Consider the following 14,224-nt stretch of genomic DNA (forward strand, 5'->3'; position numbering starts at 1 on the left):
GTTCTCATCAAAAATGAGCCGCATAAAGAAACGGGTTATTCATTCAACGCGCATCGGAGAACAGCGATGAATCAGGACTTCTTATCCCCCATTAATACTCAGACCTGGAGTAATGGTCGCCACCCGGTGCGCTGTGTGCGCGTGATTCAGGAAACCTGGGATGTACGCACTTTCTGCTTTACCGCAGAAAACCCGCTGCTGTTTTTCTTCAAACCCGGCCAGTTCGTTACCCTGGAGCTGGAAATTGACGAACAGACGGTCATGCGCAGTTACACCATCGCTTCTTCACCCTCGGTTCCCTACAGCTTCTCCATCACCGTCAAGCGGGTACCGGGTGGCGTGGTATCAAACTGGCTGCACGACAACCTGAAGGAAGGCGACGCCCTGGCCGTTCATGGCCCTGTGGGTAATTTCAACTGCATCGACTTTCCCAACGAGAAGGTATTGCTGCTCTCCGGTGGCGTCGGCATTACTCCGGTGATGTCGATGCTGCGCTGGTGGTTTGATACCAATGCCGAGGTGGATATTCAGTTTGTACACAGTGCCCGCACCCCTAAAGATCTGGTGTTTCACCGTGAACTGCAGCACATGGACTCACGGTTACCCAATATTCAGCTGAGCCTGATTTGTGAGCGTACTGATATCGGCGAAACCTGGAGCGGATACCGGGGCTTCCTGAACCGCACCATGCTGGCCCAGCTTTCCCCCGACTTTATGGAGCGGGAAGTGTTTTGCTGCGGTCCGGCCCCTTATATGAAGGCGGTACGCAACCTGCTGCAGGATGCCGGATTCGACATGGAGCACTATCACGAAGAAAGCTTCGGTGCGACACCGGTTGAGGTCATCGAAGACGTCGAGCAGCTGGCACAGGAAGCATCAGAGCTGGCAGAGGAGCTGGAGCGCACCGAGGATCGGTTAAGTATCTCTTTCCTGGAAAGCGATTTACAGGCCAGCATTTTACCCGGCGAAACCCTGCACAGCGCCGCCGCCCAGGTGGGCCTGCACATTCCCAAGGCCTGCGGCATGGGCATTTGCGGCACCTGCAAAGTTAAAGTTACCAAAGGGCAGGTCAGCATGGAGCACAATGGCGGCATTACCGACGAAGATATTGCCGACGGTTATGTGCTGAGCTGCTGCAGCGTGCCCGAGGGTGATGTGGATGTGGCGTTTTAAGTACGGCTAAACCTGTTCGAAGGGACTTACAGGTCCGCCCATTTTGCCTGAGCCGGCTATATTGGCTCAGGCTTTTTTGCGTCTTCACGCTGCCGCTTTTTTATCCCTTCCCCCCCATTATTGGGGTAATTGCGGCCGGCGGTGCAGTACCATGCCCGGCTCTCCGCCATCACAAGCACCACTGCCCTTCCGCCTGTCAGGGTCAACCAGGGTAAGGGGGACTGAGCACAGATGCCGGATAACGGCAACGAGCATAACAGGCAGGATTAAAACAGAAAGGGCCGCATGTGCGGCCCTTGGTTCCATCGGTGAAGGTCCGGCTAGCCGTTTCTGGCCGCTGCCGGTGCAGCAATCACCAGGGGCTGGTGACGCCGCTGCCACAGCAAAACGGCAATCAGGGCATACAAGCCAATCACCACCAGGCCTATCCATTCAATCTTAAGCGGCGTGAACTGAAACAACAGAACCAGGCCAAACATCAGTATCCAGTTGCTGGCCACATAGCGCGGCAAGCCAACCCGGTCAGGCTCCAGATTAAGGTTGGTGGTATACAAGCGGATAAGCGAGTCGAGCGAGTTGATTACAAAGATCACCCCGACTACCACCATCCCCAGCTTCAGCGGCCCGCCAATGGCAATGGTGTGGCTGAAGTGCAGGTACAGTACCGAGAACCAGATGGCAATGGGAATGGAAGGCACCACCAGCATGGCAATGCACAACTGCCAGGCCAGCAGACCACCGGAAAAGCGGGCCACAAACTGGCCGATCATAATGCTCCAGGAGAACCACCAGAACAGGTAAAAAGCATGATAGTCGGTAATAGGAGTAACAAACTCATGAATGTTGGCAAAATATTCACCGATGCCGGCTACGGTACTTCCCAGCTCCACCGGTCCAGAGCCCGAATTCCACCACATAAAACCAATCAGCACCACAAACAACCAGGTTGACGCCACACTCAGAAACTTCACATAACGCACGTCCGAGCTCGACCAGACGGCACACAGCACCACCAGGGCCACCAGACCGTAGCGCAGGGCGGCCGGAATGCCGTCAATGTAATCTGGCAGGTAACTCAGGAACAGATAGCCGGTGAAGGCACAGGTACCAATGATCACCAGGTTGTTGATGAACTTGATCAACGGCAGCTCAAACAAGCGTACCTTGGGCTCAACCAGCACGAAGTAAAAGGTCGTCAGAAAGTAAAAGGCCCAGACCAGAAAGCCCCAGAAGCCGAACTCGATAGCCAGCGGATTGGCAAAGCCATATTCCGGTTCACTGGCATAAACGGGAAATTCGGTCAGCGGAAACATCACCAGGCCCACATCCAGGCCCGAGGTAAACAGAATGGCAATAAAGGTAAACAGGGAGGTGGGCATTTCGCCCCGGCAACGCACCCGACCGTAACGCAGCAATACCCAGGCCGACGCGGCCAGTGTCAGCACAATAGCAACAGACAACACCATATCCATGGAGAATCCTCTTTTGTTGGTTCCATCAATCAATGCATGCTCAAACGCATGGTAACCCTGTATGTGTTTCTTATTTCGCCCCTCATTAATTGAACGTTCAATTAACATATCACTGTAGAGGCAGGACAGGATCGGAATGTTCCCATTGCGACCCGAGGCGTACCTATCCGCGACAAGAGGGAAATCAGGGCCCGGGAAAAGGTTTTTGAGAGGAAAGCCGGCAGGGTCTGTGTAACAGACCGCGAATACGCGGCTGCCAGCCGGAAGAGTATGGGGACTGACAATAAAAAACGGGACGGAGTTGGCCTCCGTCCCGTTATGGGTTACTGCAACAAGGGGGACATTATCCCTGCACCGTCTCACCTGCCGGCGTGGTGCGGTTATACACGGTTTCGTCCAGCTCTTTTTCGCTCTTGCCGATCAGCACGGACACCATCAGATCACCACACACGTTCACACTGGTCCGGGCCATATCCAGGATACGGTCAATACCCGCCACAATGGCCAGGCCTTCCAGCGGCAGACCCACAGTGGTCAGCACCAGTGACAGCATGATCAGACCGGCACCAGGCACACCTGCAGTACCAATGGAGCCCAGGGTGGCCGTCATGATGATCAGAACATAATCGGCAGCAGACAGATCAACACCGAAAGCCTGCGCCACAAATACCGCACAGATGCCCTGATACAGCGCCGTGCCATCCATATTAATGGTGGCCCCCAGCGGCAGTACAAAGCTGGACACACCCTGGGATACCCCCATTTCTTCACGGGCAGCCTTGATGGTGGCCGGCAGTGTACCTGAGCTGCTGGTGGTGGTGTAAGCCACCGCCGCCGGGTTGATCAGCCCTTTCAGGTAACGAACCGGATTCAGACGCCCCAGAATGCTAATCATGCCACTGTAGAATACCAGTACATGGATCAGTGAACCGATGTACACCAAGGCAATGACCTTAATCAGCGGCATCAGCACTTCCAGGCCGTATTTGCCCGATACCCAGGCCATCAGACCGAACACACCGTAAGGGGCCAGTTTCATGATGATTTCGGTCAGCTTGTACATGCCTTCAGCCAGGCTTTCAAACAGTTGCACAGCCGGCTTCGCCTTCTCGCCACACAGGGTCAGGGCAATACCCAGCCCCAGCGCAAAGACAATAATCTGCAGAATGTTGCCTGCCGCCATGGCACCGATGGGATTCTGCGGGATCAGTGCCAGCAGGGTATCCACCATGGAAGGGGCTTCTTTCGCCGTTACCGGCTCGGTGATGGTCATGTTCATGCCAGCACCCGGAGTAAACAGCAACGCCAGCGCCAGACCAATACTGATGGCCACAGCCGTGGTGGCCAGATAGAGGACAACCGACTTAAGGCCAATACGCCCCATTTTGCTGGTATCCTGCATGGAGGTCACGCCCACCACCAGAGAGCAGAATACCAGTGGTACGATCAGCATTTTAATTGCGTTAATAAACAGTGTGCCAATCGGCTTTAACACCTCGGCATCCGGGCCCATCACGGTGCCGGCGATCACGCCCAGCACCATGCCTACCATAATCTTTTTCCAGAGTGCCAGTCCGCTCCAAAAGCCGGAACGGCCCTGTTTTGCCATTGTTTGTTCCATCATCGGTTCCTTGTTTTTGATGTCGAGGAGTGCAGCCGGACACGATCAGAGTCAAGGTCCGGGCCATCGGTATCTGGCGTTCACTCGCCAATTCCTGACACCGTAAAAGCAAGCACCATGCCACCCTCTCAAAAAACAATTAAGCAACTGTTTTATAATTAATTTTTAATGAATGTAAAATGACGAAACAATGAAGAAGGGGTATAACCAAAGTTATAACAAAAACCACCAGAGAAATTAAAAGGCATTATTTTCAATGAGATAAAAAAGAAACCCGGGTTATAACCCATCACCCGGGTTATAGGGGTTATCAGGCTTCGTCGACTGCCGATTTTTTCAGTCGTTTGCTCAGAGCCGGCTGGGAAATGCCCAGCAAACGGGCAGCAAGGGACTGGTTTCCCTGCGAGCGACGCATGGCTTCAACCACCAGCAGATCCCCCACTTCATTCAGCCTGGGCAAAGTCTGCATCTGGCGGAAAGGATCGGGGCCGGCCTCGTCTTCCTGCACCAGCGGCGCAACCTGCTGCCCCAGGGCCTGCCGGAATACCTCCATCGACAACATTTTCGACTTGTGCCGACTCATGGCATCAAACGCCAGTGCCCGCAATTCCCGCACGTTGCCCGGGAATGCATAATTGGCCAGCAACACCGACAGCTCTCCGGGCACGGTGGGTACCGCTTTTCCGAGCTCCGCCGCCGCCTCGGCGAGAAAATGCTCCAGCAACAGGGGAATGTCCTCCTTACGCTGGCGCAGCGGCGGAATATCCACCTGATGAGTTCGCAGCCGGTAGTAGAGATCCTTACGGAAGCTGCCTTCCTGCTGTTTGCGGGCCAGATCCTGATGAGTGGCGACCACCACCCTGGCACGAATACGCCTGGGCCTGTCGCTGCCCAGAGGGTAGTACTCACCCTCCTGCAGCAGCCGCAGCAACTTAACCTGAGAGATCAGGCTCAAATCACCGATTTCGTCCAGAAACAGGGTGCCGCCAGCAGCCTGCTCTATCATACCGGCCCGGGCCCGGTCGGCCCCGGTGAACGCCCCTTTGTGGTGGCCGAACAGGGTGTCGGCAAACACATTGTCATCCAGGCCCGCCACATTCACACTGACCACGGGCCCGTTACGGTTACCCAGCGTATGAATGGCGTGAGCTATCAGCTCTTTCCCTACCCCGCTCTCACCGCAGATCAAGACCGGCTGGCTGCTGACTGAAATCGCTTCCAGATACTGAAACACCGAGCGCATGCCCTTGTCTTGGGTAATGATGCCGGAAAATACCTCGGGCCGCTCCAGCGTATCGGTAAGAAAGCGCCGGCGCATTTCCTGATTTTCCAGCCGAATTTCCTGACTGGCAATGGCCCGGCGAATGCCCCCGATCAGGCGGTCTTCTTCCGTGGTTTTGACGAAATAGTCATCAGCCCCGAGACGAATACAGTTGACCGCCGTTTCCAGCTGATTCAGCCCACTGACAATAATCACCGCAATCCCGGGATATTCCTCCACTATCTGCTGCAGCAGCGCCTCCCCCGACAGGTGTGGCATGGTCAGATCCAGCAACACCAGCCCTATGGGCTCCCGGGCAATGATGCCCATCACTTCCCGGCTGTCTTCGCAACGATAGATATGGTTAATCCCGCCCCGCCGTTCCAGGGCGATGCTGAGGCTGCGCAGAAACGGGGCCTCATCATCCACCAGCAGAACGCCGAAACCGGGATAGAGATTGTTCTTGATCACGATGAAGTTCCTTTAATCGCAGGAAGGATCAGGATAGCGCGGGTTCCCTTGCCCGGCTCGGACTCATATTCCAGCCGGCCGCCATGATCCTGCACAATGCCGGCAGACACCGACAAACCCAGCCCGATGCCCCCCTGCTCACGCTTGGTCGTAAAAAACGGGTCTTTCAGACGGGACAAATTGTGCGGCTCAATGCCGCATCCCTGATCGGTAATGTCGAGCGTCAGCTCATTGCTCGCGGCCCGGTATCCGGTGGCAATACACAGTCCCTGCTCCGGACTGGTCAGGGCCTGGCAGGCATTGACCAGCAGATTGATCACCACCTGCTCAATACGTTGTGCATTGCCTCTGAAACAAGGCAGATCCGGCTCATAGTGCACGTTAACCTTATAGCTGGACTTGCGAATGGTGTTATCGACCAGACGGATCACCGTAGCCACCAGCCGGTTGAGATCCACGGTTTCGCTCAGCTCAGCCGGCCCCTGACGGGCAAAGTCCCGTAAATCGTCCACAATGCGCCGGATGCGTCCGGCGCTGGCCTGCATGTCATCCAGCATGGCGGGCAGCTCTTCACGCATACGGCTGTAGGGCAGCCCGGCCAGATAAAAGTCGCCCTGCTCCCGATATTGTTCTTCCAGCAACGCTTCCATGTCCTGGAAGGCGTCCTTCAGCACCGGCACATTTAACAGCAGCAGGCTGCTGGGGTTGTTAATTTCATGGGCCACGCCGGACACCAGTATGCCCAGGGAAGACATTTTATCGGCCTGGATCAGCTGCTGATGCTGCAACTGCAGCGCCTCACTGCGCCGGGTCACTTCCCGGGCCAGCATACGATTCCATATGACAATGCCTCCCAGTACCACCAGTAACACTGCCGACACCAGGCCCGCAGCCAGTCCGATATTTTTCCAGGGCCAGCCCCCCTGCTCCAGCGGCCCCAGCCATTTATCGTAAATCTGCTGATAACGCCCGGTATTTTTGAGAATCGCCAGCCCTTCGCTGAATCGCGCCAGCAGATCCTCATTCCCTTTCAGGACCGCATAACCATAGCGCTGCGACCGGAAAGGCTGACCCACCGGCTCGATATTGGAAAGTGCCAGCTCGCGCCCCAGATACAGCCCCGGTAAATTGGCGACCAGAGCATAATCATGCTTACCCGACGCCAGCAGCCGCAGCCCGGAGGCATGGGTATTTACCAGCACCAGCCTGGCCCCCACATCGCTGTTCACCAGATGATCGTGCATTATCCCCCCCTGTTGCACGATCACTTCCTTGCCCCGCAACCCGGCCAGTCCGATGGCTTTTTCAGTGCCTTTACGGGCAAAAATCGACTGGTGCACAATGGCATGAGACGGGGAAAACCTGTATTGACCGGCCCGTTCGCTGGAAGACACCATGCCCTGCAACGCATCCAGCTCCCCTTCCTCCAGCGCCTGACGCATCTGGTTCCAGTCACCCAGCTGAATATCGACCTCCATGCCCATTACGTCCGCAATGGCACGGGTCAGCTCCACATTGTAACCGTCGGGCTCGCCGTCCTGGTTGATAAACTCGTAGGGAGGATAATAGTGGTCGCCCCCCACCCGGATGACGGCGTCTTCCTGCAGATCTGCCGCCATGGCAGCGTTCAGACTCAGCCCCCACAGTACAAACACAACAAGGAGCGGATGCACCCTTACAGTCCACGTCACGCCATGGGCTCCGGCCGGCCATAACTGCGTTCGCATACCTGCCAGAAGGCCTCGGCGGTATCAGACAGGGGCCGGCGACAACGATAAAGGCATACATTCAGCGGCAGCTGCCAGCGACTGCCACCGCAGATAACCAGAAACCCCTGGCGCAGCTCTTCCCGGATGGCAAAGCTTGGCACCCAGGCAATGCCCATGCCCTGCATGGCCATGACCTTCAGACTGTCGGCCAGAGAGGACTCAAATGCCTGCTGCAGCCGGAGCGAACGTGGCTGGTCGCGCAGCAACCGCTCCACACAGCGCCCGAGGAAAATGTCTTTCGGGTAGCCCAGGTAAGGCAGGGTAACCGGCCCGGCCGCCTCCAGATTGAACACCGGTTTACCTTCTTCGTCTGCCCGGCACACCGGCACCAGCTGTTCCGTTTGCAGCTCAAAGCGGTGAAACTGTGCTGGTGCCAGAGTAGGGTCTTCAAAGGCCAGCAGAAAATCACAGATGCCGTTTTTCAGCGCCTGCACACTGTCATCCACATTGGCCACCAGCTGGCGGGTGCTGATCCCCTCCAGCTCCCGGCGAAACGAATGCAGAAAGGCTGGAAACAGGGAGAGTGACAGGGTGTGCGACACGGCAAAATCGAGACTATAGCCGCCCCGTTGTTTCATGGAGCGTAAATGGCTGATGCTGTCGCTCAGCTGGGTGACCAGGTTACGGGCGGTGATGCGAAACAGCTTACCTTCATCGGTAAGCTGTACTGGCGTGCTGGAGCGATCTACCAGCTCGCAGCCCAATGCGTCTTCCAGTGCCCGGATTCGCCGGCTGAAAGCAGGCTGAGTCATGTGTCGTTCCCGGGCAGAGCGGGAAAAGCTCTGGCTGTGGGCCAGGGAAAGAAAATCTTCCAGCCATTTTGTTTCTATGTTCATGTCCCCGTCCCCGGATCACCAATAACTGCGGGTGGTCATCTGCTGACCTTTCTTCGCAGCATTATATCATCCAGTGACGCCGTTTTTCAGGACCATGTTGCGCCATGCCAATTACATGCCTGCCCATAATAAATCGGTATAGTGTGCTTATCTCCTTGATCTTCAAGCCCCTGAGGGCCTGTTATACAGAATAGGCATAGGGCGTACTCAAACGGCATTGTCGGTGCCATTCCCGGCTGTTTTAGGCTGCCAGAAAACAGCCTGGAGACATCCTAATGAGTTCCCTTATCGGTATACTGGGCGGCATGGGGCCGCTGGCCACCGTCGACTTTGTCACCAAAATCATCAACCAGACCCCGGCCACCCAGGATCAGGATCATCTGCCGCTGCTGGTCCATTCCGTGCCGCAAATCCCGGACCGCACCGCCTGCCTGCTGGAAGACAAGGAGTCTCCGCTGGAGGCACTGCTGCAGGGGTTAAACACCTTGATCAACGGCGGCGCCGGCTGTATCGCGATCCCCTGCAATACCGCCCATTACTGGTATGAACCACTGGCCCGGGAAAGCAGCGTACCCATTTTGCATATTGCCCGCGTTTGCGCCGACATGCTGGCACGGGAGCAGGTCCGCTCCGTTGGCCTGCTGGCCACCGACGGCACCCTCAAGGCCGGCTTTTATGGCCGGGAACTGGCGGAATACGGCATTGAGCTGACCACCCCGCCCGCCGATCTGCAACGCCGGGTGATGGAAGGCATTTATCTGGTGAAGTCCGGTGCTGTTGAGCAAGGCGCCCGCATGCTGGACGACTGTATGGCCGCCATGCTGCAGCTGGGCGTAGAGCGGGTGATCCTCGGCTGCACCGAGATTCCCTTTGCGCTGGACACCCTTGGCTCGGCCCATGCTCACCTGGGTGTGGACGCCACCAAGGCCCTGGCCGCCGCCTGTGTGCAATGGCACCAGCAGCAGAAATTGGCTGTAGCGGCGTAATTATCACGCCGCCACGGTTTTCAGACTGCCTCAGGCAACACAGGGCGTCACCATGGAGGCCGGGCTGAGCACGGCCGCCAGACGCTCTTCACTGAGCAGCTGTTCCTGGCGCACCAGCTCGGCCACGGTCGCCCCGCTGGTCAGCGCCTGGTTGGCAATACGGCTGGCATTGTCGTAGCCAATGTGAGGCACCAGGGCGGTAATAATGCCTATGCTGTTATGCAGATGCGCGGCGCACTGGGCTTCATTGGCCTCAATGCCACGTACACAGCGGGTATCCAGCATGTGAATGGCCTCTCCCAGCATACAGCTGGAGTTCAGCAGGTTATAGATGATCAGCGGCTCCATGGCATTCAGCTGCAGCTGGCCGGCCTCGGCCGCCAGGGTCACCGCCAGATCGGCACCCATCACCTGAAACGCAGTCTGGTTCATCGCCTCGGGGATCACCGGATTCACCTTGCCCGGCATGATGGATGAACCGGGCTGCATGGCCGGCAGCCGGATTTCTCCCAGGCCGGTGCGCGGACCGCTGGACAACAGACGCAGATCGTTGCTCAGTTTGGACAGCTTTACCGCCAGTCGCTTGAGCACGCTGGAGAAAGTCACAAAGGCACCCATATCGGAGGTGGCTTCCACCAGGTTATGCGCCAGGCTCACCGGCTGACCGGACACCTCGGCCAGGTGATTCACCGCCAGCACCGCATAATCGGGGTGGGCATTAATGCCGGTACCGATGGCGGTACCGCCCAGGTTAACCTCGCACAGCAGCCGGCAGGCATCGTCGATGCGGGCTTCTTCTTCACCCAGATTCACGGCAAAGGCCTCAAACTCCTGGCCCAGGGTCATGGGCACGGCGTCCTGCATCTGGGTGCGGCCCATTTTGAGAATGTGGGCAAATTCGCCGGCCTTGTCGGCCAGGCTTTGCTGCAAGCCGGCAATGGCCTGCTTGAGCGGCTGGGCGGCAAACACAATGGCCAGACGCGCCGCCGTGGGATAAGCGTCGTTGGTGGACTGGGAGCAGTTCACGTCGTTGTTGGGATGCAGGTGTCTGTATTCTCCCCGGTCATGACCCAGTTTGCTCAGCGCCAGGTTGGCGATCACTTCGTTGGCATTCATGTTGGTGGAAGTGCCCGCCCCGCCCTGAATGAGATCCACCACAAACTGGTCGTGCAGGGCACCCTCGATGATATCGGCGCAGGCAGCGTCAATGGCCTCGGCCTTATGTGACTCCAGCTGACCCAGATCCCGGTTGGCCCGGGCAGCGGCCGCCTTGACCATGGCCAGAGAACGGATCAGCTCGGGAAAGTGGCTGATAGGCACGCCGGTAATGGTGAAATTCTGCTGTGCCCGCTGGGTTTGAATACCATACCAGGCCTGTGCCGGTACCGGCTGCTCACCCAATAAATCCTTCTCGATACGTGTTTGCATGGTTTACCTGCTCTGTCGGAAATCTACTGTTACAGAGCCCTATTACAGCAAGGCACGCGGCGGCTGAAAATTTGACGCACTGTCTCAAACTGGCGCTGAATGGCGCACTGAGTACACCAAAAAGAGACTGGTGCACTCTGTTGCAGAAAAATGACTTTAGGTACACTGACCGCAGTTTCAGGGAGCCCCTATGCACCAAGATTTTGCCAAAAACCTGCGCCTGCTCTGCAGTTACTACAAATCGGTGGCCGAGGTTTGTCGCCGGCTCGGGATCAACCGGCCCCAGTTCAACCGTTATCTGAGCGGCCGTTACAAACCATCGGCCCACAGCCTGCGCCGGTTGTGTGATTTTTTTGGGGTGGAAGAGCATGAAATACTGATGCCCCACAGCCAGTTCGAACTGTTAATCCAGGTACGCCCCAAGCCGCAGGAAACCCAGGCAGAACGTCCGGAAGAAAGCCACCTGAGCCTGCTGCAGAGCAACTCACGGGGGCTGGAGAAGTATCTTGGCTATTACTTTGAATACCACTACTCCATGGCGTTTCCGGGCAAGATTCTACGCAACCTGCTGTGCCTGGAGCGCCAGGGAGACAGCGTCTATTACCAGCGCACCGAGCGCCTGCAGCAGGCACCGGGAGAGCGGGTGTATCACAGCAAATATCTGGGCATGGCCCACCTGCTGGCAGACCGTATTTTTCTGGTGGATTACGAGTCGCTCACCGGCAATCAGATTACCCAGACCATTTTGATCCCGACCTTTAAAAGCCGTGTCGGCCGGATCAGCGGTCTGCGCCTGGGGGCCTCCGCCAGCGGCGAGCGCATTCCCAGCTGCACCCGGGTGGTGCTGGAATACCTGGGCCGGCGCGTGGATATTCGCCATACCCTGGCCCTGTGCAGCACCTTTGACGCCGACAGCGGTCAGATCTCCGGCTCCATTCTCAATGCCATCAACAACGAAATGGCTCCGGGTGAGCACCATTTTCGGGCCCGGCACTATTTCTGACAGGCATCCGGGCCGCTATCACAGCGGCCCGCCTCATCCCATAATTCCTTTGCAGAAAACGGTTTTGCACCTTGCCTTCCTTGCCTCAGGCAGTCAGCTCCCCGATTCGCGATTGAAGGTGCTCCAGAAACACTTTCACTTTTTCCAGCGGGTATTTTCTGCCCGAATAAAACGCATACAGCACCAGATCCTCCGGCTCACTGTCCAGCTCAATATGAACCAGTTCGCCGTTAGCTATCTCTGACTGACAGGCATGAGCCGGTAAAATGGCAAAGCCAAGCCCCTTAAGGGCGGCCGCTTTGGCCATGTGGCCACTGTTAACCTTGTAGCCGGACTGCACCTGAACCGTCTGCTCATGCTTGAACCGCCAGGGCAACCCCTGCAGCACCGATAAGGTGGTAATACAGGGAGCGCGGCTCAGCTCATCCAATGATACCGGCACGGGCTGGCCTTGAAGCAGCTGCGGTGCGGCCACCACCACACTGGGCCAGCGCAGGATTTCCCTGGCCACCCAGCCAGAATCTTCCAGCGGGCCCCGGCCAAAGCGTAGCACCAGATCAAAGCCCTCCAGCAGCCCTTCAGAAGGGTTTAAATGAGTATCACAGCTCAACTGTATCTGAGGATGTTGCAGGCAAAAATCGGCAATGATACCGGCCAGAAAGGGAAGATCGGGCATGATAATTTTGAGATGGCCAGACAGCGTATCACCGTACTGAGACACATCTTCCAGCGCATCATTCATTGCCTGTGTCAGCGGCCTGACGGACTGATAAAGCTGCCTGCCGGCTGCGGTGGCGATCATCCTGCGGGTAGTGCGCTCCAGTAACCGCAGGCCCAGCTGCTTTTCCAGCAAGGCAACATGGCGACTGACATTGGATGCAGGCAGTTGCAGTTGCTCTGCCGCCAGCTTAAAACTCAGTTGTTCATATACGGCCTGGAAGCTAAGCAGCCACTGCAGTTCGACTCTGTCAATCATTTATTAACTCACAAAATGGGATTGATAACGCAACAATAGCAGGTTTATCCTGAAAAATAGTTTTGTAAGACTTTCTGCCTGACGTGATAAGCGAGGTAGAACAGATGAACAACATCAGACGTATTGCCATTGTCGGAGCTGGCGTAGCCGGAATGGCTCTGGCACTTCTTGCCAGACAGCGGGGCTGTCAGGTAAGCCTGTATGAACGCCACAGCAGCATCTCGACCATCGGTGCCGGTGTCACCTTATGGCCGAATGCCATGTTTGTTTTACAGCAGATGGGGCTGAAACAAGAGCTTGAGCACATGGGTGGTGCACCCCGTTTTATGCGCCAGTTTGATCAGTCCGGAAGCCGGATGGCCGAGTTTGATATTGAAGAAGTCAACCTGCTGAGTGGCTTCCCTACCATCACCATATTGCGCCGTGATCTGATGAACATACTGGCCAGGGCGCTGGACGCAGTGGGAGTAACCATCCACTTTGACAGCCCTGTCACCACACACAGCATTGAGGCATTACGGCAGGAGTTCGATCTGGTGGTCGGTGCTGATGGGCGCATGAACTCGGTAGTACGCCGGGCGCTATACCAGGATGACGTGCCCCCCCGCTACCAGGGCTTTGTTAACATTATTGGCATCAGTAAGGTGCAGCAAACCCTGACTGATAACGCTATTCATGACTACCGCAGTGCCAGTGAGCGCTTTGGCATTGTGCCTGTTAAGGGCGACTGGTGTTACTGGGCAGGAGCATGGCGTGCAGAGCTGGACAAAGAACGTCCCCTTTCTGCCTGGTACCATGAACTTCACCAGCGTTTCCGGCATTGGTCCGGGCCGGTACAACATGTGCTGAATGGCTGTGAGCCGGCCTCACTGAACCGTATTTTTGTGCATGATATTGACCCGCTTCCCCGCTGGCATCACGGCAATGTCGTCATCATCGGGGATGCTGCCCATGCGTCATTACCGACCTCAGGACAGGGCGCCGCTCAGGCGCTGGAAGATGCCTGGCACCTTGCCCTGCTTCTGGAACAAGAACATGAGCCGGAACATATTCTGACCACATTTTACCAACGACGTACCATCAAAACCTCGGCGGCCCAGACCGTTGGCAGACAAGTGGCACAGCAGATTTTTGGTGATGCCGGGGCCAGCCCGACCGCATCGCCGTTGTCCGCCGAGCAGCTAAGCCAGTTCTGGATGCAAGGACTGACCGTCCAGGAATAAAAAAA

At 56.7% G+C, this 14,224-nt stretch carries 11 protein-coding genes; 4 read left to right on the forward strand and 7 right to left on the reverse strand.

Going from position 1 to position 14,224, the window contains the following annotated elements:
* Positions 1-66 precede the first annotated feature (66 nt).
* A complete protein-coding gene (gbcB, locus tag B6S09_RS07390; protein WP_094277862.1) occupies positions 67-1,173 on the forward strand; it encodes a glycine betaine monooxygenase reductase subunit in 1,107 nt (368 codons plus the stop codon).
* A gap of 320 nt (positions 1,174-1,493) precedes the next feature.
* On the opposite strand, the gene B6S09_RS07395 is transcribed toward gbcB, so the two are convergent.
* The 5 genes from B6S09_RS07395 to B6S09_RS07415 form a co-directional block, all read right to left on the reverse strand.
* Positions 1,494-2,645, reverse strand: a complete 1,152-nt coding sequence (locus tag B6S09_RS07395; protein ID WP_094277863.1) for a BCCT family transporter — start codon at positions 2,643-2,645, stop codon at positions 1,494-1,496.
* Positions 2,646-2,988: 343 nt separating this feature from the next.
* Positions 2,989-4,266: a dicarboxylate/amino acid:cation symporter gene (locus tag B6S09_RS07400; protein WP_094277864.1), complete on the reverse strand. Its 1,278-nt coding sequence runs from the start codon at positions 4,264-4,266 to the stop codon at positions 2,989-2,991.
* A 310-nt stretch (positions 4,267-4,576) separates the two neighbouring features.
* Positions 4,577-5,998: a sigma-54-dependent transcriptional regulator gene (locus B6S09_RS07405; protein WP_208321707.1), complete on the reverse strand. Its 1,422-nt coding sequence runs from the start codon at positions 5,996-5,998 to the stop codon at positions 4,577-4,579.
* Positions 5,995-7,689 (reverse strand): transporter substrate-binding domain-containing protein, encoded by a 1,695-nt coding sequence (locus B6S09_RS07410; RefSeq protein ID WP_228213378.1) that lies wholly within the window; start codon positions 7,687-7,689, stop codon positions 5,995-5,997. Before B6S09_RS07410 ends, B6S09_RS07405 begins: the two co-directional genes overlap by 4 nt.
* A complete protein-coding gene (locus B6S09_RS07415) occupies positions 7,686-8,603 on the reverse strand; it encodes a LysR substrate-binding domain-containing protein (protein WP_094277866.1) in 918 nt (305 codons plus the stop codon). Before B6S09_RS07415 ends, B6S09_RS07410 begins: the two co-directional genes overlap by 4 nt.
* A gap of 275 nt (positions 8,604-8,878) precedes the next feature.
* Between B6S09_RS07415 and cuyB the strand changes: the two genes are divergently transcribed.
* Positions 8,879-9,589, forward strand: coding sequence for a cysteate racemase (cuyB, locus tag B6S09_RS07420; protein WP_094277867.1), 711 nt, complete (start codon positions 8,879-8,881; stop codon positions 9,587-9,589).
* 30 nt (positions 9,590-9,619) lie between these two features.
* Here cuyB and B6S09_RS07425 read toward each other — a convergent pair whose 3' ends face one another.
* Positions 9,620-11,017, reverse strand: coding sequence for an aspartate ammonia-lyase (locus tag B6S09_RS07425; RefSeq protein ID WP_094277868.1), 1,398 nt, complete (start codon positions 11,015-11,017; stop codon positions 9,620-9,622).
* A gap of 190 nt (positions 11,018-11,207) precedes the next feature.
* Between B6S09_RS07425 and B6S09_RS07430 the strand changes: the two genes are divergently transcribed.
* Entirely contained in the window at positions 11,208-12,020 is an 813-nt protein-coding gene (locus tag B6S09_RS07430) for a helix-turn-helix domain-containing protein (RefSeq protein WP_094277869.1), read from the forward strand.
* Between the two features lie 85 nt (positions 12,021-12,105).
* On the opposite strand, the gene B6S09_RS07435 is transcribed toward B6S09_RS07430, so the two are convergent.
* Positions 12,106-12,996, reverse strand: coding sequence for a LysR family transcriptional regulator (locus tag B6S09_RS07435; RefSeq protein ID WP_094277870.1), 891 nt, complete (start codon positions 12,994-12,996; stop codon positions 12,106-12,108).
* A 104-nt stretch (positions 12,997-13,100) separates the two neighbouring features.
* Between B6S09_RS07435 and B6S09_RS07440 the strand changes: the two genes are divergently transcribed.
* Positions 13,101-14,219 carry an FAD-dependent oxidoreductase gene (locus tag B6S09_RS07440; protein ID WP_094277871.1) on the forward strand — a complete coding sequence of 373 codons (1,119 nt, stop codon included), beginning with the start codon at positions 13,101-13,103 and terminating at the stop codon, positions 14,217-14,219.
* The last annotated feature ends 5 nt before the right edge of the window (positions 14,220-14,224 follow it).

Origin of the sequence: Oceanimonas baumannii (assembly GCF_002245495.1) — a bacterium.
GTDB classification, from domain to species: domain Bacteria; phylum Pseudomonadota; class Gammaproteobacteria; order Enterobacterales; family Aeromonadaceae; genus Oceanimonas; species Oceanimonas baumannii.

What these genes read in the sequence shown, in the direction of transcription:
- gbcB (WP_094277862.1), top strand. Translation starts at nt 67, where the DNA reads ATGAATCAGGACTTCTTATCCCCCATTAATACTCAGACCTGGAGTAAT.
- B6S09_RS07395 (WP_094277863.1), bottom strand. Translation starts at nt 2,645, where the DNA reads ATGGATATGGTGTTGTCTGTTGCTATTGTGCTGACACTGGCCGCGTCG.
- B6S09_RS07400 (WP_094277864.1), bottom strand. Translation starts at nt 4,266, where the DNA reads ATGGAACAAACAATGGCAAAACAGGGCCGTTCCGGCTTTTGGAGCGGA.
- B6S09_RS07415 (WP_094277866.1), bottom strand. Translation starts at nt 8,603, where the DNA reads ATGAACATAGAAACAAAATGGCTGGAAGATTTTCTTTCCCTGGCCCAC.
- cuyB (WP_094277867.1), top strand. Translation starts at nt 8,879, where the DNA reads ATGAGTTCCCTTATCGGTATACTGGGCGGCATGGGGCCGCTGGCCACC.
- B6S09_RS07425 (WP_094277868.1), bottom strand. Translation starts at nt 11,017, where the DNA reads ATGCAAACACGTATCGAGAAGGATTTATTGGGTGAGCAGCCGGTACCG.
- B6S09_RS07430 (WP_094277869.1), top strand. Translation starts at nt 11,208, where the DNA reads ATGCACCAAGATTTTGCCAAAAACCTGCGCCTGCTCTGCAGTTACTAC.
- B6S09_RS07435 (WP_094277870.1), bottom strand. Translation starts at nt 12,996, where the DNA reads ATGATTGACAGAGTCGAACTGCAGTGGCTGCTTAGCTTCCAGGCCGTA.
- B6S09_RS07440 (WP_094277871.1), top strand. Translation starts at nt 13,101, where the DNA reads ATGAACAACATCAGACGTATTGCCATTGTCGGAGCTGGCGTAGCCGGA.